The organism is Neisseria lactamica (genome assembly GCF_901482445.1).
Lineage (GTDB): Bacteria > Pseudomonadota > Gammaproteobacteria > Burkholderiales > Neisseriaceae > Neisseria > Neisseria lactamica.
In genome coordinates this window covers 469,389-493,887 of the sequence record NZ_LR590477.1, presented here as the reverse complement: position 1 = coordinate 493,887, position 24,499 = coordinate 469,389, and the positions used below count along the sequence as shown (strand labels likewise).

The window sequence follows — 24,499 nt, the reverse complement described above, 5'->3', positions numbered from 1 at the left end:
TCCATTAAGAACTGCTATAATAGCCGCCTGTCATCGTCAGGAGCGGCTAATGCCTTTAAAATTCCAACCACAGGAACGTTCGGTTGTCATGTGCGACTTTCGCGGTTATGAAGAACCGGAAATGGTCAAGAAACGCCCTGTTGTCGTCATAGCGCGAAACAGGCACAACGGCAAACTGGTAACGGTCGTACCCTTAAGCAGCACAGAACCTGTCCCTTTGGCGGACTACCACCACAAAATGAGTGAAAACCCCTTACCGGACAAGCCGCACATCCAATGTTGGGCAAAATGCGACATGACGGCAACAGTCGGATTGGCACGATTAGACCGATACAAACCCAAAGGGCGCGACCGCTGCATTCCAATAATCAGTGAAGAGGATTTTCAGGCGATTAAAACAGCCGTTGCCAAGGCATTCAAACTGTACTAGAATAAAACCGTTCCCTTAAAGGGGCTTGCAAGACTGTTCTGAAATATGGGCAGCCGCGCACGGGCGACAGGCGATGACAAGCCGTCCGTGCGTGTGATGGGGCGCAAAATGCGCCCCTTGTCATATCTGCAAACGCCTGCAAATCCCAACCGGCCTTTCAAGCAAAGCCGTTTTGGACAAACCCGCCTTTGCCGCCTCCTGTTCCAGTTTGGCTATCGTTTCCTGCTTCAGCTTGAACGAACAAAGCTTCACGCCCCGTTTTTCATCGCTTCGTTTTTGGATTTCCGCTTTCGCCATTGCCATTTTTCACGCCTCCGCAAAAGACCTGACCGCCAAGGCAATCAGCGCGGCTTGCGACACCCCCCGCCTTTCCGCCTCCGTTTTAATCAGCTCCACCGTTTCAGACGGCAGCTTGAAGTTTTTCTGCACGATACCGCGTTTCTCATCGCTTCGCTTTTGGATTTCCGTTCTTGACAGAGCCATCATTACCTCCTAATATTTTAGAAACCGCCGACGGGGTTGCCGCCCCGTCAGCGTCTTCTGTTACATCAAGCTATCGCTTTTCAGTATCAGAAGCAGGATGATGATTAAAATCAGCTTAATCATGATCCGTCTCCTTTGAAAGTGCCTTCAGCGGGATTGCAGGTTGGCGTTTTACCTGCCGGTTCTTGTTCAACCGACAGGTGCAATTACACGGTAGCCTACCATAAGACGCAAGCATTTTCAGCACAAAAGCCCGATTTTTCGGGCTTTTTTTATGCCGTCTGAAACCGCCTGACAAGCACGCGGTTTGGCAAAAAAAAACCGCCTGAACCACGGTTCAGACGGCATAGGCACTGTATAGGAAATAGAGGTTTAAGAAAGGGCAATATTCAGTTTCTTGCCCAGTTTGGCGGCGGCTTTTTCCAAAAAATCGATTTTGGTATTGTGGCGCAAATCAAGCAGGCGGTCGATTTGGGGCATATGCACATCCAAACGCCGCGCCATTTCCGCCTTACGTACGCCTTGAGCCAACATTTCATTCAGCAGCAGAACCTTGGCGGTTTCCAAAGCAGGCAGGGAAACGGCATATTGCCCGTCTTTCGGCATTGAAGGCAGGGGAATCGGGCGGCGGTCGTCAAAATAGCCGTCCAGGGCACACAACAAGCCGTCCAATGCTTCAATGGCGGCAGTTTCTTCGTCTTCGCCAACCGCTGCCGCTTCAGGTATATCGGGGAAAGTAACCAAAAACGTGCCGTTGCTGTCGGGCGTGAGGATATAGGGATAGTTCAACATGGTTTTCCTTGTAAAAATCGGTTTGCGGTGCAGACAGCCCTTTCGGGCTGCCCTTTTTATTTCAATCCCAAATCTTTTTTGATTTTGTTCGTCAGGTCGGAACCCATCTCCCTACTGCCGTGAAACGGGAAAACCGACGTTTTGTCTCCAAGCCTGAGATTGTAATGGCTGCCGCGCTTTTGGCTTTTGAACTCCACGCCCCGCGCTTCGAGCCATCGTTTGAACTCACTGTATTTCATATAACCTCCTTTCCTATACAGTAAAGATATAATACAACAAATTTGTTGCACTGTCAAATATTATTTAACAAATTTGTTGCCAATGTTGACGCAAACGCACGGCTTGGGTATGATGGCGTTCGTGGCGTAAGAACCACACACTAGCGGCAATCACTCCGTCAATGTGATTTTTTCATATCTGTAAGTTTCCTTTCGTGTTGTTTGTTTCGATGGCACAACCGAAGTTTCTTATGGACGCGTGGGCGACGAATACAATACCCGTAAGGGGAATAAGTCCGCCCATCTAGTGAGGGTTCTTAACCACGCGTCCGCCCTAACGGGCATTAAGAAAACTCACTAGGAAACTTCATTATGAACGTAATTCAATCATTTAATTTCAATACTACTTCTCCCGTTCGTGCCTTTGAAAAAGACGGCTTGACTTGGTTTGTTGCCGCCGATGTATGTAAGGCTTTAGAAATCCAGAACCCAACGCAAGCACTTGAAAAATTAGATGATGACGAGCGGTCTATGTTTAACATAGGGCGGTCTGAAATTCACGGAGGCGGCGGTAACGTGAACATCATCAACGAAAGCGGTTTATATATTTTGATTCTTCGCAGCCGTAAAGCAATGGAACAAGGCTCAACCGCTTGGAAATTCCGCAAATGGGTAACATCTGAAGTCCTGCCCACCATCCGCAAAACAGGCGGCTACCAAATTACCCCCAAAACCACCGCCGACGACCGTACCGGATTGCGCCAAGCCGTTGCCGCGCTTGTCGGACGCAAAGGTATAGACTACTCCTCCGCGTACAGTATGATACACCAACGCTTCAACGTCGAAGCCATCGAAGACATCCCCGCCGAGAAGCTGCCCGAAGCCGTCGCCTACGTCCACGCGCTGACCCTGCACACAGGCTTGACGGGCGAAGTCCTCGACCGCGAACCGCTGCCCGCGCCGCAACCTGCCCTGCCCATAAGCAGCAACGCTCTATACGACCTCGCCGTCGCCGTCAGATACGGCGCGTGGGCCATCCAAATGGGCAGAGACGTTTCCGCGCCGCTGTTTGCCAGTGCCAAAAGGGCGCGCATCGCCCAGTTGTCGGCGTGCGCGGCGGACATTTCGGTGATCAGGAACACGCGGCCTTTATCCCGCCCGTGTTCGATCGTGATTTGTTTGGTTTTCAACGCCATTTCAGATTTCCTCCGGTTTCACCACGATGCGGAAGCTGTAGGTTGCAGATTCCAGCGTTTTCTTGGCGGTTGTGCCGCCCGGGACTTCCACTAAAAATCCCGTGGCGGTGTAACGTTTTTTCACGGCGGAAATCTCAACCGAAAATTCCACCATACGCGTTTCCTGCCGTTGCAGGATGTCGTTGGTGAATTGGTCGAAGTAGTCGCGCGATTTGCTGGTGGGCGCGAGCTGGATGTTGAAGTCCACTTCATAGGGCGTGAAGCCGCCGGACTGTTGTCCGTCCACGCCCATCAGGGTTTCGCCGATTTTGCCCTGCCCGAAGTCGAAGGCGTTGTCGGCGGCGTAGCCTTCAATCTGTACGAAGTTGTCGTTAAAGCCTTTCACGCGCATCAGCAGGATGCTGTTGGCGGCGGTCAGGGTGCGGTCGGATACGGTTTGCATCTTTGGGTTCTCCAATAAAAAAGCCCGCAGATGCGGGCAGGACTAAGGCCGCCGAACCTTGCGGCGCGGCGGTCCGGCTGCGGTCAGGCAGCATTAGGGGTTAAAAATCATTCTGATGCGCCAAGCACGGAATCATTCTGTCTTCACGCGGAGACGTGATGTAGCTGACGAGATGGCGGTAGATTTTGCCGCCCTTCACGGTAACGGCGTAATGCGCGTTGCGGTTCAGGTTGAAGGGGATATTGGCCTGATTAGCAAACAGCTTCGGCACGGTTTCCAGATTCACGGCTTCGGCTTCGCGGTATTGCGCCCCTTTTTCTACGGACACCCGCGCCATCAGGCTCAACACTTCGGGAAACTGTTCGGGCGGCACGTCTTTGTAGCCGACCTTGAATTTCGATTTGACCGCGCTCCATAACGTAATCGCCAAAGCCTTCTGCTTCTCGAACGGCACGGATTGGAGCAGGATGTTGTGCAGGGCTTTGACTTCCGCCTGTTGTTCGTGGGTTAAACCTGACGGCAGGGCTTTGCGCGGGGCTTGCGGTTTCAGACGACCTGAAATTACTGCATCGAAGGTTCGGATAACCTGTAAAAAGAATTTTGCACTAATCCAAGTAGCGTAGGCATACACCAATTCTTTGCAGGCGTAAGTGCCGCGTTTGTTGCCGCCACGAACCACCTTGATAACCTGTTGATTTTCTTTCAAACCTGAAATTTCAGGTTTGGACAATTCATCAATCAATTCAGTAGTTTGCTGCAATTTCAGCCAGTTTGTCAGTTCATGGCGTTTCTCACCGCCGCTGGCTTTGTGCAAATCATTCAAATTGTAAAGGTTGTTTTCGGTTTGGCGGATAGCCACATTAGAGATTGCGATTGCGTTCATGACGAACTCCTATGTAAATTGATTGGATGGCCGCATAAGGGCGGCGGGCTTCAATCACCGTACATAGTCGGCGGAACTTATTCCCCCTTCCGGGTATTGTATTCGTTCTCTCGACCCGCCTTTGACTGGCATTCCCAAGTCTGGAAATCCAGCCTTGGAAGAAAATCAAAGACTTATATTTTGCAACAGATGCAAAAAATCCGCTCTGTCGGGGCGTTGCGTTTCCGCTATGTAAAGTGATGGCGCAATCATATCCAATCTTTTTATTTCATGCAAGACAAACAATATTCCTTTTTTTAAAGGCTGCCTGAAAATCAAGCCTGCTCCCGCCCGAAATTCAGCTTCGCCTTTCCGCATTGCTCCGCATTGGTATTGGCGGTGCGCGCCCAGCGGCAGGCTTCCTGCCAAAGCTCCTGCAGGCGGCGGTGGGCGGTGTCGATTTTTTCCATTTCGGCCACGGGGTCTAATTTCGGCACCGGCTGCCCGCCCGCCAGTTCGTCCAAAACAAACGGCAGTTGTTCGGCGGCGGCTCTAACCGTTCCCGCGTGCTGTTTCATCTCGCGCAGCAGCGGTTGCAGTTTTTCGCAGGCTTCGGTATAGCGGCCTAATGCTTCGTAGTTCATTGCGTTTCCTTTTCAGTAATGGTTAAAGTGCCGTCTGAAAGCCTTTCAGACGGCATTGTTGGTTTACTGGACGTTGATCGAGCCTAGGTTGATGTTGTGCACGCTGCCGCCGTCGGTGTACCACAGCTTCATCGGCATAGATTGGCGGTTGCCGCGCGTCTGCGCCGAGGCGTTCTGAATCAGCAGGAAGTAGCCGGTGCTTTCAATCTTCGCTGCGGCATCGGCGCGCGCTTCGTTGTTGATCAGGGCGCGTTGCTGTTCGCCCAACGGCACGCCCGGCTGAATGCTGCCGAAGTTCAAGGCCTCGTTAATCGGGTCTTGGCAGGCGGCGCGTTGCAGGGCGATACCGACGGCGTTGTACGGCACAGCCTTGGCAGAAGTGAGCAGGGTCATCAGGGCAAGCTGGAGCTGGCTGTTGAGGCGGATTTGGTTCACATAGGCATCAATCCATTTCCATTTGCCGGGCATCTGGCCGGGATAAAGGAAGGTAAAGCGGTCGTTGGCGGTTGCCCACGCGCCGTAGTAGTTGTAGCCGTTCTCTTTCAGGTTGTCGGCATCGGCGGCATTGTCCACGTCCACGCTCAAGCCCGATTGGTTTTTGAACGCCAGCGTGATGCGCCCTTGCGTTTCGGTAAAGTCGATGGAGGCAATCGCGCCGCACAGGAAAGCGGCTTTGTCCAGCCCGCCGTAAATCGGGGCGGTGCCGTCATAGGCGGCGGCTTTCAGTTGCGCGCCAAAGCAGGTCGTGTTGCCGGTTTGCAGCGCGGCGGCTTCTTTGCCCCAAGCGGCGTAAAGGAAGCGGTTGTTTTGCGCGTTGCTCCATTTTGCCAAAGCCAGCTTGTCGGCCGTTTCCGGCTCGAACACGGTGGTAAAGGTGGCAAAATTCAAGGTGGACTGAATCACGCCCTCCATCACGGTTTCCGCGCTGTCGCCGTCGCTGCCTTTGGAAATGATTGCGCCTTTGGCTTCGGTCAGGTTCAGGGCTTCGGCCAGCGTGCCGGCGGCAAAGCCGATTTCGGAACTCTTGCCTTGGATGGCGGAAACGATTTCAAACGCCTGCAACTGCTCGTCAAACTGCACGGCGGCATTGATGGCGGTGCCGATTTTGTCGGCGGCATCGGAAAAGCTGGTGGCGGCGGAAAGGTTGATGTTGTCGCCGCTCTTATCGCTGCCGTCGATGTTCACTTTCAGATTGCCCGAAAGTTTTTTCAGGGCGGCAAGGCTCATACTTTTCACGCTTGCGCCGCGCAGACAGGCGGCTTCTTTGCCGACGTTGTAGGGGTAGAAATACAGCGTGCCGGGTTTGATGTGCGAATTGTCGAAGCCTTTAAAGTACACTTGCGCGGCTTTAAACTCTTCGCTTGCCAAGCCGAAAAACTCGCCGACCGCCGAAGCATCGGGAAAGGCGGTGTGCCGGCCGGTGGGCAGGTTGTCGTTTTTACTCAAAAAGACGGCGTTCATCGACAGGGGAGAACCGCCGGAACTGAGTACGGCGGGATTCACGCTGACAATTTTACTTGCCGGAATAGATTGGAACATAGATATATCCTTTACGGTTGGGTCAGGGTTAAATCAAAAGCGTTTACAAACTGTTGCGGGTGTTCTGCCTGCGGCGCGTAGGCAAGATGGACGGTGGTCGTCCATCGTTCTTCGTATTCGCCCTCTTCGTTGGCGAGCGGCATAAAGCGTGTGGGGTCGGCATATAGCGGTTGGCAGGATTTCAGCCGTTCGCAGGCGTAGAAATCGCGCCAAAGCAAAACGGTTTTCTGCGCCATCTGCCCCGCCTCTGCGCCGTAGAAATCAAGCTGCATCTGTATTTCGGATTGGCGCGAAACGGCGGCGGTTTCATCCGCAACGGCGTAAGCGTGCTCATTCGTGGCGGCATCGGTTTCGTTCAGGATGTTCATCACCACGAACGGCGGCTTGGGCAGCGGAACATTGTTGCCGTATCCGCGCACGACTTCGCACGAAAAAAGCCCGAGCAGCATTGCCCGGACTTCAGTGTAAATATCGTCTAATGTTGCCGCCATAACAGCACCTTGCACCAATCCGGCCAGCTTTCCACCACCTGCTTCACCAGCCATTCGGTTGTTTCGGTTTCGCCGTAGGCAGCGAACACCAGCTTGTCCGCGCCTTTGCCGCTCTGCCGCCGCAAGCCGCGGAATTGTCCGGTTACATAGGCATAAAGCAGCGTTCCCTGCTGCGCCAATCCTTCAAACAAGGACAAATCCTGCGTGCTGAGGGTTTGGGTCTGCACGGTTACAGGATGCTCGCTGTAGCCTGATTTTCGTTTTCCCGAGGCATCGGTGGTGTAGCCGTCATTGAGTTTCAACACGGCGGGCAGGTTCGGATTGACGGATGTAACCGCGCCGTTGGCAATGGCTCTAAGATTCATCGGCTACCTCGCAATCAATACTGCGCCACAGCGTCCCCGTGTCAATCAACGGCTTGTCAAAGCCTTTTTTCTTCACGGTTGCGGCGGCGTTGGGCGGTTCGCGGAAGTTTTGGATGGTTTCCACAATCTGCCCCTTTACGCCTTCGCCCATCAATTCCAAGGTCTGCCGCACATCGCCGCCGTTGGCTTCCATCAGTGCGGCAGCCTGCTTCGGCCATTCGTCCTTATGTCGGGCAATGGTATTGCGGAAAAACGGGCGCGGGGGAATAGTTGCCGTGCCGTATTCATTCCAAAAGGCGACTTGCGCCACGCTTTCGCCGTCCGAACCTTCGTAGTTTGCCTGCTCGATGATGCCGACGCGCACCTTGCCCGTTGCCGCCTGCGCCGCCAGTTCGGACAGATGCCGTCTGAACCTATCGCCGCCGCGCATAACAGCCTCCCTGCACATAGCGGAAGCGGCGGTATTTGGCGGTAAGCTGCCAGTAGGTCGCGCCGTAAGGCGTTTGCAGATACCAGGCGGCATTGCCGCCCGCCGCGCCCATATCCGCGCTCACGGACACGCTGCCTTCGGAAGCCGAAGCAATGCGCCCCACCAATCCGCCCTGCGCGGCACGTTCGGCCAGCGCGGCGAAATGGCGCACCAGCAGGAACAGCAGCATTTCGCGCTCTTCCGGTTTTTTCACGATGCTGCGGCCGGTGTTGTCCAGCAGGCTTTCGGCTTGCGCGAACCACATTTCAAGCTGCGCGCCTGCCGCCCGTACTTCGGGATAGGCCGTCTGAAAGCGCGCTTTATCGAAGACGACGGCGGGCATAGTCAGTCTTCCTTGGCGGTGCTTACGCCGTTAGCCTTGTCATCGGGTTTGATGGCTTCCAACTTGGTTTCGTTGCCGGTCTTTTCCTGTGCTTCGGCTTTGGTGTCCTTGGCATTTTCGTGGGCGAAAACGAAGCCGTTTTTGACCATATCGCGGTCTTGGTGCGCTTCCATCCAAGCGTTGAAGAAATCGGCATCTACGTTGTAGGTAATGCCGTGGCCGCCGATGATGTTTGAAGCGTTCGCGCCGTTCAACTCTACCGACTTGCCGCCGGCTTCGATAATCAGACCGTTGGGCAGTTTGCAGCCGACGGTTACAGTTTTTTGTTTTGCCATTTGGGTTCTCCAATAAAAAAGCAGCCTGAAAGATTTCAGGCTGCTTATGCAGGTTACTATTTCTTTTCGGGCGGATCGGGCGGAATGAAAAGAAAAACCGCACCGAGAATAAGGGGAAGCAGAAATCGGGCATAGGGATACCACGGATCATCGACATACCAATAGCTGTATTTCCTATAATGAACAATGTCGTATTCGTAAGTAGCGGGGAAGAAGTTGATCCATACTGTCACAATTACCCAGATAGTGAGCTTTCTATGGTTGGCTACCCACCGCACCGGCTTGCTGTTGCGGATGCTTTCCGGTACCACTTTTTCCCATATCCAACGAAAAAACAGCCGATACATACCTGCCCCCTGCGGTTACAAGCCCGGCAGTTCGATTTCGACTTTTGAACGCCAACGGGCTTGTGCCGTAACAATACACATTCTTAATTTTCGGTCTGCCGCGCTGTATTTAATCCAGCTTTGAATAAAAGCCTCCAATACTTTGAGCGCATTTACCAATTCTTGTCCCTGTAATGCTCGGACAGGGCAATCAGTATTATCCACAGGCGGCAGACAAATCCGCTGACGCCGGCTGCCATAAACAGGAATTTTTCCCAAGCGTTCATAGGGGGCATAGGCGTTCGGCTGCCCTCAGTGGTCGGCCCGTCAAGCAAAATATAGATGATGACGGTAACAACATACAAAAGCACCGGTTTGCGATACAGCATCCAAATATGTTTCAGCCTGTCCAACATACCCCCTCCCGGACGAATCAAAGATCGAGAAAAGCCAGCTCCAAACGCGAGCGGTAGTTGAGTGCGGCGGTATTCACGCAGGCGACATACTGCCGCCGGCCGCGCAGCACCCTAATCCAACCGATATAGGTGGTAAGCGGATTGCGCTTATCATCATAGCATAGGTTTGCAATCATATCGGCAGCCATACCCTCAATCACTTCCCAAATCGTACCGGGAGCAGTATAGAGAAAGTTATAGGTAATATCTACTGCCAACAGACGCTTGGAGCAGGTTTTGATTTGGTTTACCGCATCGCTTACTACGGCAGCCACTTCCGGAGTAATGTTCTCGGGGCGGTTTGATGCGACACCGTCACCCCAAATCTCCTTGATGATGCCACTAATTGTTACACGAATATCGTGATCGGTAAAGGTTTTATTCTTCATCGTATTTCCTTTTCAGGTGCAGGGAAAGCCGCCTGTTTCAGACGGCCTTGTTTTTCAGGCAGCCTAGCTCACCGTCATGGAAGCAATGCAGAACGGACGGTAGATAATCGCGCCCCATGTGCCCTGCGATTTCTTCTGCTTGATGCTGGAGGCTTCCAAAACCATATTGTGCGCGCGCAGTTTTTCGGTGAAACCGCATTCCAAGGTGCGCTGGCCGTCCAACTCTTCCACAATCAGCTGCACCATCTCGCCCGATGCGGCGGAATATTCCGGCACGGTTTCGATACGCAGGTTGGGGAAGTTCTTTTTCAGTTGGTCGGTAACATTGACGTTGTATTGGTTGGTTTTGGTCAGTTCCACGCTGGCGGTCGGGCTGCACACCAGCAAGAGCGGCGTGTTCATATCAATCAGGCCGCCGGTCTGCTGCAACAGTTTTTGGAACAGCTTGCGGATGGATTCGTACACCTGCTCGCCGGTAGCGGCCGCCCACGTTTGGTCGGCGGCGGTGGCAGCCGGCAGGCTCGGGTCGTTGAGGATGCCGTAGTTCTGCAAGCCTTTGATACCGAACAGATAGGATTTGTTCTGGAAACGGTTCAAGGCGTTCACGCTTGCCTGATTGACGCGGTTCACATAGTCAATCTTCGCTTCGCCCGCGCGTGCCACTTCGCGTTCGCCCCAGCGGGTGAACACTTGGTAGTGGTAGCTTTGGCGTTGCGGGAAATTGACGTTGGCACCGCTCACGCCGTTGTTGTTGTAGTCGCCGTAGCCGGAGACTTCGCCGGTCGGTTCTACCAGCATGAACATGGCGGTTTCGGTCGTCCAGTCGCCTTTTTTCACTTCGCCGAAGATTTCGGCGGCCTTCATCGGCTGCAGGGCGACTTCAATCAGCTTCGGATCGACATAGGTCAGCATCCATGCGGGAATGCCGCTGTTACCGGCGGTAGTCAGTGCGGGCTGCGCGTCCATCGCCAAAGCAGCCTGCACCTGTTCGTTCATCAGCTTTTTGCCGCCGCCCATAAAGACGATGCCGGCATCGCGTTCGAGTTGTTGCAAGGTGTTCATTTAATCGTTACTCCCATGTGGTGATTTTGGCCAGTTCGCCCGCTGCGGCTTGGGAAGCCACTTTGAAGCGGGTCAGGGTATGGTCGGTTTCGGTTTCGTCGGCAGATGCTTTCAATGTGCCGTCGGCGTCTTTGGCAAACACGTTCTGGCCGATTTCGGCACCGGCGGGGAAGTGCGCCCAAAAATCGCCTGCTACGGCCAACGTAATGATTTGACCGGGCAGGATTTGGTTGCCGTGTTCCGCCAGATAGGCAGTGATGCTTGCCTGCTGTTCGCGGTGGACAAAGCCGATGCGCGCGCCGGCGGTTTTTTTGTTGGACACTTTGCCGTCTGCATCCGCCCAGGCAAACACGCCGACGGTTACGCCGTCCGTGCCGCTGACGAGCGCGCCTTCGCCCGCCAGCATGGAAGCGTTCGGGTTGTGGGCGGCAAAATCCCCCGCAACGGCGGGGGCTTGGTAAGGTTGGACTGCTTTTTGGAATGACATAGTTTAAGCCTTTCTGATTCGTGACAAACCGGGGAACTGTTGGGCGGTTTTGGCCGCATCTTGCGCCATCGGCTGTTTGGGTTTGCCCAACATACCGACCATCGCGCGGTAGGCGGAAGGATGCACGCCGGTTACATCAATGCCGCTCTGTTCCAGCGCGAACTTGTACACGTCCGCCGCATTATCCATCGCCACATCGCCGACAATGTGCGCCACTTCTCGCTGTGCCGCCGCCAAGGCTTGTGCGCGTTTGCGCTCCGCAGCCACGGCTTTTTGAATCGCCGCATCCATCGCCATTTTGGAAATGGCGGCATCTTGCGCGGGTTTGGGCGCGCCGCCTTCGGGTGCTTCCGGCTCTTCGTCTTCGGCGGGGGCGGTGTTGTTTTCGCCGTCCTCCGGTTCGTCTTCGTCCGTGCCGACATTCTCGACGTTTTCGGGCGGCAACTCTTTGCCGTCGTCTTGTGCCGTCTGTACTTCGTTGGTGAGCGAGCCGATGACCTGCAACAGTTCGTCGGGACTCAATTCGGCATCCTGCGCCAACAGGGGCTGCACGGCTGCCTGAATACGCGCTTTCGCGCCTGCTTTCAGTTTCATGGTGTTTTCCTTCTTGTTGAATGGGTCTGCATCGCTTACGACAACATCACGCCCCGCCCGACCCACATCGACAAGGGCTACATGGTTTCCGACAATATCGCGCATCACGCCGTCGTAATGCCTGCCTTCAAATTCGCCTGCGGTCATGTCGGCGGTGTAGTGGTACGCGCTGGACAGCTCCACCTGCTCGCCGCTCTCGATGCCGGCAATCGCCTCCGCGTCCCACACGGCCAGCGAACATTTCAGGTAGCCGTCTTCAAACACGGTATCGCTGCCGGTCGTGCCGGCAATCACTTCTTTCTGCGGTTCGTCCGCCGATACCGGAATGTGCTTGTTCAACAGCGGCAGGTTGTTGAAGGTCGGCGCGGCCTTTTCCAACTCTTCAGGGTCCCGCAGCAGGTAGTAAACCTTTTTCGGCTCAAGCCCCAGTTGTCGGTAATTGGGGATTTCGCCGCCGTAGTACGGATTTACCGTTGCCTTGCTGATGTTGGAGCTTTCAACGTGCAGCCTGCCGTCCTTATCGTAGGAGCGCAGGGAGCGGTCTTGGGCGAGGGTGTTTTTGTCCCTTGTTTTCATATTGTTTCCTTTTCGGCTGAAACCCCGCCCACTTGGACATCCGCCCTTTAAGGCGGTAGAATCAGAATTTATTTGGGAGGGGTGTAACCCTTCCAAATCAGGGCAACACATAGAGCGACGCTTTATGTGTCGTCCTGTGTGTTGAAACTGCTCTACGGTTTTTGCTAAACTCAATATATCCCCTGCGGAGCGGATTGAAGTCGGGTCAAGCCCGTCGGCTTGAACAGTCGAGTCAACCCATTGAGCCGCAGGGGATTTTTCGTTTAGCTCAATCGCTTCTATTGTGTAGTATTTGTTTTCCTGTTCCGGTATGGTTTCGTCGTAGGTTTTACTCACATCATTGCCTTTCGGGTCGGTGATTTTGAGGATGCGGAACAGTTGTACAGAATCGGCGGCAGGGGTATGATTTATGTCGGCAGTAAATAGCGAATCTGGTATCCGGGTGCTGTCCGCAGCAATGTCCGTGGAAGAGTGGCTGTTTACTGCTTTTTCTTCTTGCGCCGAATCGGCGGCCGGAGTAGGATTGACCTTGAAGGCAGTTGAACCAAATTCCAGTTTCCGGATGCTGTTCGCAGCATCGTCCGCGTGGAGGTTTTGACTGCCTTTTTCCGATTTTGAATCAATCTTCTTATACGCATAAGCGGCAAATTCGCAGCCTTGCATTTGGTTTTGGGCGGGGGTATGATTATCTGCGTAGGAAACAAAACCCGCCGCTTGGCCGCTGTCTTTTGCGGTTTCAATGCTTGCAGGCGCGTTTCCTACTTTTTCTTTGCCTGCCAAACGCTGGTTATAGGCAATCATCTCATCTGCCGCTTCCAATTCTCCGTTGGGCAACTCTCCCGCTGCGGCTTCCAATAACACCCGATAACCGTCAATCTCCACTTGTTTTTGATATTTGTGGAAAGCAACGAAATTATCTTTTCTTTCATGTGCAAGCTCTTCCCTGCCGATAAACCTACCCGTCTGAAACACATCGGCAACAAATGTGACTGCCTGTGCGTGCAGCTTTGAACGGCTGGCATTAAAGCTAAGATGGTCTGTGCTGTCGTTGCGGTTGAAAGTTACTTTTTTGCCGTCTGATGTCGGGACTGTTTTACCTTGCAGGTTTTCGGACAGCCATTGCTTGGCTGCGCGGCGCAAATCGCCCCTTGTCGGATTTTCAGGCAGGTTTAATCTGCCGTTTTCAGACGGCCTGCCGCTGCCGAACCGCCCGTTCTCCGCCCTCGGATGTTTGGATTCGTCCCATTCGGCATCCATCGCCGACAATCGGCTGGCTTTGCTCAAAATGGCTCTCTGTTGCGTATTCATGAGTTGAATCCTTTAATCACACTGCGGCTGGTACAGCGGCAGTTGATTTCCTCTCCGGGCTGTACCCATTTGCCGTCCAGATACATACCTTTGTCCACGTCAAACCGTTTGCCGTTGGCGGCAACGTGGCTCGGGCGCGGTTCTTTGCCTGCGTGGGAGTGCATCCATATGGCTTCGGTAATGCCCAATTCCTGCCGCCGCGCCTTTTCGATGGCGGCTTTTGCCTTATTGGTCTGGTCTCGCGCGATAAAGGCGGCGCGGCGTTCGCTGATGCCGTAATCCTTGCGCAGTTCGCGGGTCAGTTGCGCCATATCGTAACCTGCATTCACGCTGCGCCATACGCTTTCTTCCACGCGGTTCAAGTATTGTTGTCCGATGGAGCGTATCAGCGAGACGTTGCCGCCCAATACGGCCTGCAGGGCGGTTTGCTGCCGCGCTGCGGTACGGAAACGGACGGTAAAGCCCGCCTCCCGCAATGCCGTCTGAAAGGCCCTCTCTGTATGGTTCGCGCTTTGATTGGCGAATATCTCGGCAATTTGCGGGGCAAGCTTGTCCAACCGTGCCAGCCAATAACGCAACAGGGCGGACAAAGCAGCCTGCAAGCCGTCGGACAAGCCGTCTTGGGCGATGCCTTTCGGATAGTGCCGTTCAAGCAGGCCCTGCACGTCGGTACGCATTTCACGCAGCAGCTTTTTCAGGCTTTTGCGGTAGGCGGCTTCCACGCCGAGGTTGGGCCGTATCGGCTTTAAGACGATGTCTTTATCGGACGGAGCGGATAACTTCATGGCTTGCTTTCGGCGGTTGGTCGGCATACAATGGAATCAAGCGGTATCGCTAATCAATTAAGAGGTCGGTCGCATACGAACGCGCGAAGGTGCTGATTGATGATGCCGCTTCCCCAAGGCAACGGCGGTTCAATAACCCGGTCTTAGCAACCGGCGATATACCGTAGATTAAACGTTGCCTTTTTTCTGTTGCGTTTTTTTAGATGCAATACTAGAATGTCTATGCGGTTTTTCTGGGCAAAGAGGTGGCGTACTCAGAAAGCGTCAAGGTGCTGGCTTGAAAAAACCGCTTTTATTGTGTCTTTAAGTAGCCGTGGTCGTAATAACGTCTGCCGTCTGTTTGGTGTTTCACAGCTTGCTTTCATCTGATTAGCGGCATACAATAAAGACATACCCTTAATTTGAAGGCTGGGTTAAATGCTTGGTATCCAAGCTATCCCAGATGTACCGGATTAAGGGTTTTTTCATGCGTCCTTGATTTTCGGGGCGGGTGGAAATACAATACAGACAGTCCCTTATGTAAAGGCTGGGAGCCGTACTTGCCCACCTGGGTATCCGACCCAGAGCTACACTGCATAAGGGATTTTCTATTGGTCTTTCAAAATGAAGTGGTCGTAATGCTTATGACTGTCTTTCATTATCCTGTTGCTTTTTTTAATGGCGGCTATATAATGGGATTAAGCCATGAACAAGGGGCGCAGGACGTTATCGGACGTTTAGCGGACGCAGGCGAAAGCCGGGAGTCAGGCACTGCGTGTTTCATGGCTTTTTCTTCGCCTTCTTAACCCACATACTCTTCACAACCATCTTTTTCCTGCCTGTCCAAACTTCTTGGGCGCAGTAAATTTCATCATCTATCCGTTTTTTGACTAGAAACGTTTCGTTTCCAAATTCATTTGTCCCACTGTACTGCATATTGTCAAAATCGCTCAATATTTCAGGCAGCTTTTCTATATCCTGTCGAGTAACGGCACGCTGCCCACGGCTGTTTTCCGTTTTTTCGTTGCCATGTTTTTTCAGGATATGACGTATGTCAGCTTCACCGATACTGTGTCTCCAACCTGAAATATCGATACCTGTTTCAGCTTTGACAATCCCTGCTGTTTTCCCATCGATAACGGCAAAATCCGAATAAACGGCATTGCCGCCGCTGTTGGATATTGCCGTTTGGAACAGACTGCCCAAGTCTGTTTCCCCCTTTGACGGTTTTTTGGTCTGCTTTTCCCCGCTCCCTCCACCAAACCGCCCGTTCTCCGCACGCGGATGCTTGGATTCATCCCATTCGGCATCTTGGGCAGGTTCAGGCTTTGGGGCGGCTTGTCCTCCGACATCTTCCTCCGCGCCGTCATTCATGCCGTCTGAAAAGCCGTCATCGGGCATTTCGGGCACGTCTTCCACGTCGATGCCGTTGTAGCCGCTGCCCGGTTCGCCCGCCAGCCGTCCGCGTACTTCCTCCGCCGATACCACGCCCGCCTGAATGTAGGCAACATCGCGGTCGGTGTCGGATTTGCGGATGGTGGAAAGCTCGGTTTCGCTCATCTGCCGCAAGGGCACAAAGTCGAACGTGATGTTGTCGTCCACTTTGCCGAACAGGTGCAGTTGCACCAGTTTGAGCAGCTTGTCCAGCGGGTCGCGCAGCAGGTTTTCCTGCATGGCGCGGATGTGGTCGTAGTAAACGGCAATCTCGCCCTCCGTGCTGGCATTCAGGCCGCTGGGCGTGATGCCGAGCAGCTTCACCAGCGGCGTATGGCTGGGCGCGGCCATTTGCTCTTGGGATTGGGCAAGCAGCGCGTCCAAGCCGGACAGCGGGGTGTTGAACTGGAAAAACTCTTCTTCGTCTTTGCTCAACAGCATCAGGCCGCGGTTGTCGCGCAAACGGTTGTACAGTTCGGCACGCAGAATGATGCTGGTGTCGCCGTCGTCGCTGCCGCCCAGTATCGCGCTCATATCGGTTTTGATGCCGGACAGGGAGAAGCTGTGCAGCAGGTCGCTGACGGAATCCACGGATCATCGTCATCACTGCCCAACATCGAAGCCACCGCAAGCAACGTAGACACAAACGGCAGCCCCAAGATGCCCGAAGCCATCGCATGCGAAACCAACAGCCCCGCCAGCGTCTTACGCGCCTCCTTATCGCCCTTAAACGCAAGATAAGCATTACGCCCCAGCGCATACAGGATATTCTGCGAATACTGCTTAAACAGAAAGACCACCTTCGCCACATTGCCCATCATAAAGCGCGGACGGTTTTGTGCCGCATAATCAAAGTGCCCGTCATACGTCGCCTTTTTCGCCTGTTCGAAAGCCGTATCACTGTCCGCCCCCGCCTGTTTCGCCAAACGGTAGGCCGCAACAAACGTAACCTGGCGGTTAAACTTCTCCGCATGATGGAACAACCAGCTCGCCTTATCCATCACCTTCTGCCAAGCCGACCCCGCCAATCCCGGGTCTCCGTTTGCCACACCCGCCAGATCATGCGCCTGCGACAAATCAATCACACCATAATCCACCGCCTTTTGGAACGCCGCCTTCTCATCCTCGTTCAAACTGTCTTCAATCGTATTGAACTTCTCCCCGACCCTCAGCCCGATCTGTTTTGAAGCCCGCAACAATTCCCGCGCCGCATCGGCATAACCCCACTTCGCCGCCATCACCGGATAAGCCACCATCGCCGTCTGCGACAGGTTCACAATCGCCGAAGCAGGCGACATCCCCATCATCCACAAAAAGCCGAAGCCCGTTAAAGCCTGAGCCAGCTTGGAAGGATTCGGATTCATCACCGCCTCGTGGCGTTTCCTCATCTCATCCGCCACACGCTGCAACTGACGCTGGTTGAAACCCTCCTCATATTTGCGCCCGTCCACAAAATCCTGCATCACATCCAACTGTTCCGCCATACGGTCCGCATAGCGCAACTTCGCCAGATAATTCGCACCGCTGCCCATATTCTGCGCATATGCACGTCTCGCATCATCACTGAAGCCCGGCACACCCTTACGGTGGATACCGTGTTTCGCCCAAGACGTATCAGGCAGGGAGTTCAAATAAAGCTGCGTCAGCGTATCGTTCAATTGAGCCTGTTGCGCAGGGTCCAAATCCAACATACCGACAGCCTCGCCCAGCTCCTTCATAAAACCGCTGCCGACCGCATCACGGCTTTGAATATAATCCCTAGACTTCATCACAGGCGAAACCTTAAACCCCGCCCCGAAATCAGCCTTCAGCGCATCGCGCAGTTTTTCCGTCTCGCTCAAAGTTTCCGCGCGGGACACATTCACATTATTCCCGTCCGCATCCTTGACCACCACCAGATAATCGCCAAAACGCGCCAAAGGGAAATACACACCGCCCAGCTCATTATCAAAACGCTCCTTCAGACGGCGCACAATTTCCGCATCCTGCCCCGAACGCGCCAACCGCTCGGCAATCGCATCGCGCACCTGCCCGAAATGCGCCCTATAATCATCCCGCGCCTTGCGGTACACCTTCTGCGCCGCATCAGGCAGCTTGGCAAAACGGCGGTTCAACAAAGCAAGCCCCTCCAAAGCCTTTTGCGCCTCAACCTCATCCTTTTCCAAACGCTTCACATCCGCGCGCGCCTGCTTCAACATCTGTACCGCATCCGTTTTAGCCCGGCTTTCCGCCATCACATCCGCCTCGGCGTGCCTCAACGCCCGCTTCGCCTCCGAATCCGCATAAAACAGACGGCGCAGGCGCATATCCGCCTCATCCGCCAAAATCTCACGTCCGGCCTTCTCCTCAGCGGCAAGCAAAGCCGACTGAGCCTTCTTCGCCGCCTCCGAAGCCTTATTGTAGGCAGCATCCGCACGGGCGATACGCGCATCGGCAGAAGCAATGACCGCCTTCGCCTTCCCGATTTTACCGTCCGCAATATCCAAAGCCGTCCGGATACCGTCCAAACGCTTCTGAGCATCCACACGCATCAGCGGGTCGGCATCAACCTTCGCCAGCGTCGCATCGTGCATCAGATCCGCAAGCGCTTTCGCATCCTCCTTCTTCAACCTGCCCCATTCCCTGACAACCTTGTCCGCCTCCGTAACCGCCTTGTTCGCATCCGCGCCGAAGAGTTCCGACAAACGCCCGTATTCCTTCAGGCCGTCCAAACTGCCGCCGTAAATATCCTCGATCTGCCGCCTGCTGAATCCCCTTGGAAGCATCCCAGCGGTCTTTCAGCGCGTTTCTCAAATCGGATTTTTTACCCGTTATATGACTGATTGCAGCCCCGATGTTCGCCGCACGGGAAAAACGCACCGCCTCCGTATCGAAATCGGCAATGCCGCCCTTGCCCGCATCTTTATCTTGCAAAATCTGCAACAGGCGTTTATCATCAATACCCGATAAAGGCGATTGATTGGAAATCTCCGCACCTGATAAGCGAGAGGTCATTTCCAAAAGGTCGCCTTTTTCTATTCTCGTCAATTTATGGTCATAGTATTTATCGCCTGTTGTCGCAACGGCGATTGCCGCTTTTACCGTGTAATCAGTCCCGCCGATATTCAAGCCTGCAACATAATATTCATACTCTTGAATATCGGGATTTTTGGCTTTGTCTTCATTCGGCAAAGTATCGATATAAATCGACTTCTCGATAATCTGCGGGATGGCGGCTATGCTTTGCAAATGTTCAGGGTTGCTGACATCGTGATGCAACACCTCCGTTATACCCGCCCGTCCGAGTGAAATTTCACGCCCCGTGTCTTTATTCACATAAGACCCGCGCAACGATTTCCCATACTCCATTGCACGGCGACGATACTGGCGCAAATCATCACCCGCCTCAATCTCCCTGCCCGAAATGCGGATGGTTTCCGCACGGCGCAGCTTCTCAAGGCTTTCCGACTTGGAACGTTCCGCCGCCCTGCTGAAGCGTGTGCCGTCCGCCGTATTGACAGATTCATCCTTCGCGCGTACATTAGGCGTATCAGACGCTCCCACATCACGACGCGCAGGTGTAGGCGTGGTGTGCGTAGCGGCGGAGGTATCAAATCCTACCCCGTCGGCATCGTTCTGATACAGCTCATAGCCGGTAATCAACCAAGCGTTGTTTCCGGCATTTTTAATAAGGTTCGTTTCGTAACCGTTGTGCCGTAGCTGCAAACGTTCGGAATTACCGTTAACAACGTGTTTGTAAACCTTGCCTCGTGCGATAGCTTCAACAATATCATTAGTCAGCATCCCCACAACTTCATCACGGCTCATCCCGTCTTTGCGCATACGGCTTTCAATCACGTGCGCCAAGCCCATCGCGCCCTTAGTCTTGCCGTTTGGCAAAACCCTGCCCGTACTGCCCCAAACGAAATCAATCCAACCGATGTCGTTGCGGTACATCGCACGGCGCACATCCGCCTTTTCCACCAACGCCCGATTCATCGCCGCCCGTCCGCGCCGGATATTCGCGTCCATATCCTTCATCGCGCTCCTGCTAGGCTTCACACCGTCCGAAACCGCATCCCGCGCCCCTTCCGCATTCCCGTGCAAATCCGCCAGCATCGCAAACACATCCGCGTCCGACATCGCACCGTCAGCCTTACCCGTCAGCCGTTGCAGCACACGGCGCAATACCGCGCCGATACGCGCCAGCACGCCCGCAATACCGCGTTTCAAACCGTTGCCGACCTTCACGCCGTAACGGTTTTCAATGCCCGACCAATCGCCGGTACGCTGCGCCGCATAAAGCTCCACGATTGCCTCTTCCACCGCGGCAGACCGCACCGAAGCCGCCGCATCGCCCCTACCTTCGCGCTCTTCCTGTACCGCATCCGCAATACGCCGAATCAGGCTGTTGCCGTCCGCACGTTCCAATTCTTCACGGTACTTGGCAAAACCTTCCGCCGCAAAGCCCCTGTGCCCCAGCTCGTGCCACGCCGCCCATACCGCACGTTCGGGCGTAAGGTTTTCCGCCACCAGCGTAATTTTGCCCGTCCTGCCGTCAAACCAGCCCTCCACACGCTCCGACAACAGCATCTGCGCCTTGTCCGGTGCAGTTTCCGACACGGCGGCGACATCCACCTGTTCCGCCAGTCCGCCTATACTTTCGGCAAGGCGTTTTTTGATGCTTTCGGCGTGTTGCCGCGCCATTCGTTGCGCCTTGTCAACAGGAACCTGTTTTTTCGCGGATGAGTATTGCGCCAAATCGGAATCGGTTTTAATATTGCGCTTAACAAGGTCGGTATCTGACGTAATATCCCAATGCAATTGAAGCGGACGGGTAGTCAGGAAATGTCGGTCTTTTGCCTTGTCCAAATACAACAAATCCTGATTGAACGCACGGGTAAGCTGACCGTTGTTACGTCCGTACACACTCGAAATATCCAACAGTTCCAAACCGTTTTTCGCCCTGCCTAAATTCAAGGCGGCGATAATCGACTTGTCCTTGCCTTTCTCACGCTCCACAAGCTCCGTCAATACCACATAGCCGTCAGGATTACTCGAAGAAGCAGACGATTTGAATACCGCAATCGGACTGTTCAAATGGCGCGGCAAATCTTTCAACGCTTCCGCCGTAACAGAGTGTTTGCCGTTCATCGCCTTATCGATCACACCGCCGGAAATACGGACTTTCCCGTCAGGCAGGCCCACCAGCTTCCATACATCGGGCGTAGTGCCGAGACTGATAAAGCCTGCCGGCACTTTTCCACCCGTTACATCGTCCACCGCCCGCACAAAAGCAGAATCAGGCGATTCGTTGAGGCTGAAACGGATATCGTCATTACCCGAATCAAACGCGCCCGTATTGCCGGTTGCCGATTTGATTTGGTTGGGGCGCAATGCCGCATACTCAATGCTCAAATGCCCGTCATACGAATCATCTACGACAGTCCCGTCAAAACCATTTTGTACAAGCCCTTCCCTTAAAGCCTTACCGTCCTTCCCGCTGGAAATGACAGGTTTGTCTGCAGGATTCCTAATATTCAAAAACACCTGCATTTCATGACTTCCGTACTCCATCCCCATCTCAGGGTCTGTGGTAAAGAAGAAAGCGGGAATATCGGAACTTTGCCGCGCCTTATTCAGATTAAATGTATCAAACTGCTCCTCCGTGTAGTGATACACCACCAACGGCTCGCCCGTTTTCGGATTCACAACCTTGGACGCATTGTCGGGATCATTCTCCCAATCCCCGAACCAAGCCTTAAATTCAGGCGTGCGAACCTGCACCCACCGGCGGTAGGACAATACCGTTTTCCCATCCTTTTCCGCCTGCCTGTACGCCGCCTCGCCGCCGTAGCGTCGCGCCGTTTCCTCAAAGCTGCCGGAATGCCCGCCGTCGGTTTTCTTGGCCGAACGGCTGAACCTTAGCCCTTCAGACGGCATATTCTCAAGATACACCGCATAATCGAACTGCGTTTTCGTAATCGGCAGCGCATCACCCGACTGCTTGTGCTTCATCAGGTAAACAGTTTTAGGCGGATGCTTCTCCCGCAACGCCTCATCCGTTTGCGCCTTCAGCTTCGCATCGTCGCTGTTGTCATAATCGAAAGATGAATCTTCGCCGTATGCCTCGCGGTGCAACTTGAAGAACATTTTGTCCCGCTCTTTTCCCATACGCGCCGTCTGCTCCCGTATTTCCTCATACGGCACAAAACCTGCGGACAAGGTTTTCTCCACCTGCCCCGCCTTCGTTGTCCTTCCGTTCAATTGCGGATACTTCGCGCCGCCGTCCAAAAGCGCGTCAGCCGTCAAATGTTCCACGGCGCGTTTCTGTTGCAACTTAGGCAGGGTTACGGAGAAGGCTCGAACAGATTCCGGCGTGCGGTGCGTATCGGCTTCAGACTCAGGATTTGATTCAACTTGTACCGACGCTTCCGACACGGGATATATTGAACGGATAAAACGGTTCAACCTCTCTGCCGTCTCTTTCGGAGGCTCGGAAGGGTTGAAAACAAATTCAATTTCATCAAATTTCTTTTCAACCAGTCTGCTGTTGTAAACAGAAAAACCTATAACCGCATGTTCACTGTACAGGCTTTCCAGCCGCCGTAAAAAAACAACCTCCTCGCCATCGACACGAAACTCAAGCTTTCCATACTTCCTGTTATTGACCCGCCATCCGTCCAATTTGGACAGTTCTGCAACAAACTTCCGATAATGCGCCTCACTTATTCCTTTATAATCCTGACCTGATTCATAAAGCGATAAGCCGAAATAATCCTTGCCGCTCTTTGGTTGTGCTTCAGACGGCACACCCCCTGCTTCAGATTCAGCCTGCCGTTTCTGCTGTTTTTTACCGACAGATACGCCTTTACCCGTTTCCGTCTTGTATTCCAAGAGTTTTTTCAGTACACTGGCGATGTCTCCTGAATACAGTTTCCCACGCGGCTCGGACGCTTCAGCGTCAGCGGTGGAATCGCCGTCATATCCGGCAAGAGCTGTCTTCAGGAGATTTTCTTTTGTCGTCACGCTGTGCAGGTACATCCGTTTTTTATTTACATCGTGATGCACCAAAACGGTCACAATGTCTTGTTTGCCTTCAATCTCGACAGGCGCGCTGATGAAATAACTGCTTACGCGTCCGTGCCGTGTCCGAACAATCACAGCACCTTTTTCAACCACATAAGGCACAGCTTCAAATGCCGATGCCTTTTCAGGACTGATGCCGTGCGCCAAAGAATCTTTGACAGATTTTGCCGTTAACGCCACCTCCCCGATTTCAGGATTGACCGCCTTATTGCCCGCCTTATCGAACAGCGCGACCGCCCACTCGCGCAACGCCTTGTTTTCCCTGGGCGCGGTACGCTCTTTCACGGTATAAACAGGCTCTCCCTGCAAGACCCGCGCCTTGCGTCGTGCCTCTTGCGGATTGTCCAAAGCCGTTTTCACAAGCGTTTCAGGTTCGGCAGCCTTATCCGAAGACGGCTTTTCAGTTGTTGCATTTTTTGCAACAGCCGCCTTGCCTGCAACAGGCGCGTCTTTTGCCCGGGCAGACTGCGCCCTGCCCGCCGGTTTGCCGTCGGCGGCGGCATCGCGCGACCGCGCCATCACTTTGGCCAACGCCCTTCCTTCCTGCGTCAGACGATAATCCCAACCCGACTTGGACGGCACGGCTTCCAACAAACCGCCCGCCTGCAAGGTTTCCGCCTCCCGCCCCTTCAAATAACGGCGGCTGTCGAAGACAAGGCCGTCAGAATGGGAAGAACCGGCCATATCGGCAAACTCCTCCAACATCCCGCCTTTGCCCAGCCTGTCCAGCACACCCGCAAGCGCATCAATATGCTTACGGTTCGTATGCTCGAAACGGTATTCGCCGTCCCCCAAAGGCACACCCGCCTTTTCCAGCTTGCGCCTGTCCGCCGCCAAACGGCGCGTGAAATCCGCCGCCGCATCCGCCATCCGTTTCTTAGGCGATACCTTGACTGCCGATTCCGCAACCTGCGGATTCAGCACCGGCAACACCGTATCGGGGCGTTTGCCCGCAACAGGCGCACGTTTCCCGCCGTCCGTTCCGGCAAGGTTTTCAGACGCGGGAAGACCGGGCGCGGCACCTTCCGCGCGTGTCCGAACCTGTAAGTTTTGATGATGGGTTGGCGCATTACCGGACGCAACGGCGGCGGATGCGGGCAAACCCTGCAAGGCAGCCGCATTTGCATCAGCCCCCGCATCAGGGGTCAAACCCCTGCCGCCTTGGGTCAAACCCTGTCGCACATCCTGCTGCACATCCTGCGCCAAACCCTTATCTTCCATGGGTAAAGCCCGGGGTAAACCCCTGCCGCCGCCAACAACAGCCTCAGACGCGCCATCATCCGGCAACGCCGTCCGAACCCCTTGCAAACGCTCCCCCTCACGGCTCAACAGCGGCACGTTCCAACCGTTGTTGCGGCGGTAACCGTAAACCGCACGGTTAAGCCTGTCCAACACATCCGCCGATTCCGGATGTTCCGCACGGTAAG

General features: G+C 54.2%; 23 protein-coding genes and 2 pseudogenes. 2 read left to right on the top strand and 23 right to left on the bottom strand.

The annotated features are described in order from the left end of the window. The first annotated feature begins 49 nt into the window (after positions 1 to 49). Complete coding sequence (locus tag FGL10_RS02780; RefSeq protein WP_003711060.1) at positions 50 to 430, top strand: type II toxin-antitoxin system PemK/MazF family toxin; 381 nt, start codon at positions 50 to 52, stop codon at positions 428 to 430. A gap of 120 nt (positions 431 to 550) precedes the next feature. Here FGL10_RS02780 and FGL10_RS11980 read toward each other — a convergent pair whose 3' ends face one another. The 4 genes from FGL10_RS11980 to FGL10_RS02760 all read right to left on the bottom strand — a co-directional run bounded on the left by FGL10_RS11980 (position 551) and on the right by FGL10_RS02760 (position 1,944). Continuing rightward, positions 551 to 733 (bottom strand): hypothetical protein, encoded by a 183-nt coding sequence (locus FGL10_RS11980; RefSeq protein WP_036470396.1) that lies wholly within the window; start codon positions 731 to 733, stop codon positions 551 to 553. Between the two features lie 3 nt (positions 734 to 736). Next, entirely contained in the window at positions 737 to 913 is a 177-nt protein-coding gene (locus tag FGL10_RS02770; RefSeq protein WP_021439769.1) for a ribbon-helix-helix protein, CopG family, read from the bottom strand. A 372-nt stretch (positions 914 to 1,285) separates the two neighbouring features. Next, the gene (locus FGL10_RS02765; protein WP_003711063.1) at positions 1,286 to 1,705 is read right to left on the bottom strand and encodes a type II toxin-antitoxin system HicB family antitoxin; all 420 of its coding nucleotides are present in this window, start codon (positions 1,703 to 1,705) and stop codon (positions 1,286 to 1,288) included. Positions 1,706 to 1,761: 56 nt separating this feature from the next. Then, the gene (locus FGL10_RS02760; RefSeq protein WP_003711064.1) at positions 1,762 to 1,944 is read right to left on the bottom strand and encodes a type II toxin-antitoxin system HicA family toxin; all 183 of its coding nucleotides are present in this window, start codon (positions 1,942 to 1,944) and stop codon (positions 1,762 to 1,764) included. Between the two features lie 351 nt (positions 1,945 to 2,295). Between FGL10_RS02760 and FGL10_RS02755 the strand changes: the two genes are divergently transcribed. After that, the gene (locus FGL10_RS02755; RefSeq protein ID WP_003711066.1) at positions 2,296 to 3,213 is read left to right on the top strand and encodes a BRO-N domain-containing protein; all 918 of its coding nucleotides are present in this window, start codon (positions 2,296 to 2,298) and stop codon (positions 3,211 to 3,213) included. On the opposite strand, the gene FGL10_RS02750 is transcribed toward FGL10_RS02755, so the two are convergent. The 19 genes and pseudogenes from FGL10_RS02750 to FGL10_RS13080 all read right to left on the bottom strand — a co-directional run. Then, the gene (locus FGL10_RS02750; RefSeq protein ID WP_003711067.1) at positions 3,121 to 3,561 is read right to left on the bottom strand and encodes a phage tail fiber protein; all 441 of its coding nucleotides are present in this window, start codon (positions 3,559 to 3,561) and stop codon (positions 3,121 to 3,123) included. The two genes, FGL10_RS02755 and FGL10_RS02750, sit on opposite strands and share 93 nt — an antisense overlap. Positions 3,562 to 3,661: 100 nt before the next feature. Then, positions 3,662 to 4,444, bottom strand: coding sequence for a KilA-N domain-containing protein (locus tag FGL10_RS02745; RefSeq protein WP_003711068.1), 783 nt, complete (start codon positions 4,442 to 4,444; stop codon positions 3,662 to 3,664). Positions 4,445 to 4,758: 314 nt separating this feature from the next. Continuing rightward, positions 4,759 to 5,067 carry a hypothetical protein gene (locus tag FGL10_RS02740; protein WP_003711070.1) on the bottom strand — a complete coding sequence of 103 codons (309 nt, stop codon included), beginning with the start codon at positions 5,065 to 5,067 and terminating at the stop codon, positions 4,759 to 4,761. Positions 5,068 to 5,130: 63 nt separating this feature from the next. Next, on the bottom strand, positions 5,131 to 6,606 hold the full coding sequence (locus tag FGL10_RS02735) for a DUF3383 domain-containing protein (protein WP_003711071.1): 1,476 nt from the start codon (positions 6,604 to 6,606) through the stop codon (positions 5,131 to 5,133). Between the two features lie 11 nt (positions 6,607 to 6,617). Next, complete coding sequence (locus FGL10_RS02730; RefSeq protein WP_003711072.1) at positions 6,618 to 7,097, bottom strand: phage neck terminator protein; 480 nt, start codon at positions 7,095 to 7,097, stop codon at positions 6,618 to 6,620. Continuing rightward, positions 7,082 to 7,462 carry a hypothetical protein gene (locus FGL10_RS02725; protein WP_003711073.1) on the bottom strand — a complete coding sequence of 127 codons (381 nt, stop codon included), beginning with the start codon at positions 7,460 to 7,462 and terminating at the stop codon, positions 7,082 to 7,084. Before FGL10_RS02725 ends, FGL10_RS02730 begins: the two co-directional genes overlap by 16 nt. After that, positions 7,452 to 7,892 (bottom strand): hypothetical protein, encoded by a 441-nt coding sequence (locus FGL10_RS02720; RefSeq protein ID WP_003711074.1) that lies wholly within the window; start codon positions 7,890 to 7,892, stop codon positions 7,452 to 7,454. The genes FGL10_RS02725 and FGL10_RS02720 overlap by 11 nt, the downstream gene beginning before the upstream one ends. Then, positions 7,876 to 8,274, bottom strand: coding sequence for a DUF4054 domain-containing protein (locus FGL10_RS02715; protein ID WP_036475042.1), 399 nt, complete (start codon positions 8,272 to 8,274; stop codon positions 7,876 to 7,878). Before FGL10_RS02715 ends, FGL10_RS02720 begins: the two co-directional genes overlap by 17 nt. A 2-nt stretch (positions 8,275 to 8,276) precedes the next feature. Next, positions 8,277 to 8,609, bottom strand: a complete 333-nt coding sequence (locus tag FGL10_RS02710) for a hypothetical protein (protein ID WP_036470401.1) — start codon at positions 8,607 to 8,609, stop codon at positions 8,277 to 8,279. A gap of 56 nt (positions 8,610 to 8,665) precedes the next feature. Then, the gene (locus tag FGL10_RS02705) at positions 8,666 to 8,956 is read right to left on the bottom strand and encodes a hypothetical protein (RefSeq protein WP_003751934.1); all 291 of its coding nucleotides are present in this window, start codon (positions 8,954 to 8,956) and stop codon (positions 8,666 to 8,668) included. A 152-nt stretch (positions 8,957 to 9,108) separates the two neighbouring features. After that, entirely contained in the window at positions 9,109 to 9,351 is a 243-nt protein-coding gene (locus tag FGL10_RS02700) for a hypothetical protein (protein WP_003711078.1), read from the bottom strand. A gap of 17 nt (positions 9,352 to 9,368) precedes the next feature. Further along, entirely contained in the window at positions 9,369 to 9,779 is a 411-nt protein-coding gene (locus tag FGL10_RS02695; RefSeq protein ID WP_003711079.1) for a hypothetical protein, read from the bottom strand. Positions 9,780 to 9,842: 63 nt separating this feature from the next. Further along, positions 9,843 to 10,841 carry a major capsid family protein gene (locus FGL10_RS02690; RefSeq protein WP_003711080.1) on the bottom strand — a complete coding sequence of 333 codons (999 nt, stop codon included), beginning with the start codon at positions 10,839 to 10,841 and terminating at the stop codon, positions 9,843 to 9,845. Between the two features lie 7 nt (positions 10,842 to 10,848). Next, positions 10,849 to 11,328, bottom strand: coding sequence for a structural cement protein Gp24 (locus tag FGL10_RS02685; protein ID WP_003711081.1), 480 nt, complete (start codon positions 11,326 to 11,328; stop codon positions 10,849 to 10,851). Between the two features lie 3 nt (positions 11,329 to 11,331). Continuing rightward, positions 11,332 to 13,806: a DUF2213 domain-containing protein gene (locus FGL10_RS12450; protein WP_003711082.1), complete on the bottom strand. Its 2,475-nt coding sequence runs from the start codon at positions 13,804 to 13,806 to the stop codon at positions 11,332 to 11,334. Next, on the bottom strand, positions 13,803 to 14,591 hold the full coding sequence (locus FGL10_RS02665; RefSeq protein ID WP_138251417.1) for a phage head morphogenesis protein: 789 nt from the start codon (positions 14,589 to 14,591) through the stop codon (positions 13,803 to 13,805). The genes FGL10_RS12450 and FGL10_RS02665 overlap by 4 nt, the downstream gene beginning before the upstream one ends. A 759-nt stretch (positions 14,592 to 15,350) precedes the next feature. Then, entirely contained in the window at positions 15,351 to 16,538 is a 1,188-nt protein-coding gene (locus tag FGL10_RS12445) for an anti-CBASS protein Acb1 family protein (protein WP_332000813.1), read from the bottom strand. Between the two features lie 53 nt (positions 16,539 to 16,591). Further along, positions 16,592 to 21,119: pseudogene (locus tag FGL10_RS13085) on the bottom strand (PLxRFG domain-containing protein); the annotation flags it as partial. A gap of 225 nt (positions 21,120 to 21,344) precedes the next feature. Beyond that, positions 21,345 to 23,591 (bottom strand): annotated as a pseudogene (locus tag FGL10_RS13080) (ADP-ribosyltransferase-containing protein); the annotation flags it as partial. Positions 23,592 to 24,499: the final 908 nt, after the last annotated feature.

Bases quoted from the DNA above. Each gene is read 5' to 3' on its own strand.
- FGL10_RS02780 (WP_003711060.1), top strand. From the start codon at position 50: ATGCCTTTAAAATTCCAACCACAGGAACGTTCGGTTGTCATGTGCGAC.
- FGL10_RS11980 (WP_036470396.1), bottom strand. From the start codon at position 733: ATGGCAATGGCGAAAGCGGAAATCCAAAAACGAAGCGATGAAAAACGG.
- FGL10_RS02770 (WP_021439769.1), bottom strand. From the start codon at position 913: ATGGCTCTGTCAAGAACGGAAATCCAAAAGCGAAGCGATGAGAAACGC.
- FGL10_RS02765 (WP_003711063.1), bottom strand. From the start codon at position 1,705: ATGTTGAACTATCCCTATATCCTCACGCCCGACAGCAACGGCACGTTT.
- FGL10_RS02760 (WP_003711064.1), bottom strand. From the start codon at position 1,944: ATGAAATACAGTGAGTTCAAACGATGGCTCGAAGCGCGGGGCGTGGAG.
- FGL10_RS02755 (WP_003711066.1), top strand. From the start codon at position 2,296: ATGAACGTAATTCAATCATTTAATTTCAATACTACTTCTCCCGTTCGT.
- FGL10_RS02750 (WP_003711067.1), bottom strand. From the start codon at position 3,561: ATGCAAACCGTATCCGACCGCACCCTGACCGCCGCCAACAGCATCCTG.
- FGL10_RS02745 (WP_003711068.1), bottom strand. From the start codon at position 4,444: ATGAACGCAATCGCAATCTCTAATGTGGCTATCCGCCAAACCGAAAAC.
- FGL10_RS02740 (WP_003711070.1), bottom strand. From the start codon at position 5,067: ATGAACTACGAAGCATTAGGCCGCTATACCGAAGCCTGCGAAAAACTG.
- FGL10_RS02735 (WP_003711071.1), bottom strand. From the start codon at position 6,606: ATGTTCCAATCTATTCCGGCAAGTAAAATTGTCAGCGTGAATCCCGCC.
- FGL10_RS02730 (WP_003711072.1), bottom strand. From the start codon at position 7,097: ATGGCGGCAACATTAGACGATATTTACACTGAAGTCCGGGCAATGCTG.
- FGL10_RS02725 (WP_003711073.1), bottom strand. From the start codon at position 7,462: ATGAATCTTAGAGCCATTGCCAACGGCGCGGTTACATCCGTCAATCCG.
- FGL10_RS02720 (WP_003711074.1), bottom strand. From the start codon at position 7,892: ATGCGCGGCGGCGATAGGTTCAGACGGCATCTGTCCGAACTGGCGGCG.
- FGL10_RS02715 (WP_036475042.1), bottom strand. From the start codon at position 8,274: ATGCCCGCCGTCGTCTTCGATAAAGCGCGCTTTCAGACGGCCTATCCC.
- FGL10_RS02710 (WP_036470401.1), bottom strand. From the start codon at position 8,609: ATGGCAAAACAAAAAACTGTAACCGTCGGCTGCAAACTGCCCAACGGT.
- FGL10_RS02705 (WP_003751934.1), bottom strand. From the start codon at position 8,956: ATGTATCGGCTGTTTTTTCGTTGGATATGGGAAAAAGTGGTACCGGAA.
- FGL10_RS02700 (WP_003711078.1), bottom strand. From the start codon at position 9,351: ATGTTGGACAGGCTGAAACATATTTGGATGCTGTATCGCAAACCGGTG.
- FGL10_RS02695 (WP_003711079.1), bottom strand. From the start codon at position 9,779: ATGAAGAATAAAACCTTTACCGATCACGATATTCGTGTAACAATTAGT.
- FGL10_RS02690 (WP_003711080.1), bottom strand. From the start codon at position 10,841: ATGAACACCTTGCAACAACTCGAACGCGATGCCGGCATCGTCTTTATG.
- FGL10_RS02685 (WP_003711081.1), bottom strand. From the start codon at position 11,328: ATGTCATTCCAAAAAGCAGTCCAACCTTACCAAGCCCCCGCCGTTGCG.
- FGL10_RS12450 (WP_003711082.1), bottom strand. From the start codon at position 13,806: ATGAATACGCAACAGAGAGCCATTTTGAGCAAAGCCAGCCGATTGTCG.
- FGL10_RS02665 (WP_138251417.1), bottom strand. From the start codon at position 14,591: ATGAAGTTATCCGCTCCGTCCGATAAAGACATCGTCTTAAAGCCGATA.
- FGL10_RS12445 (WP_332000813.1), bottom strand. From the start codon at position 16,538: ATGAGCGCGATACTGGGCGGCAGCGACGACGGCGACACCAGCATCATT.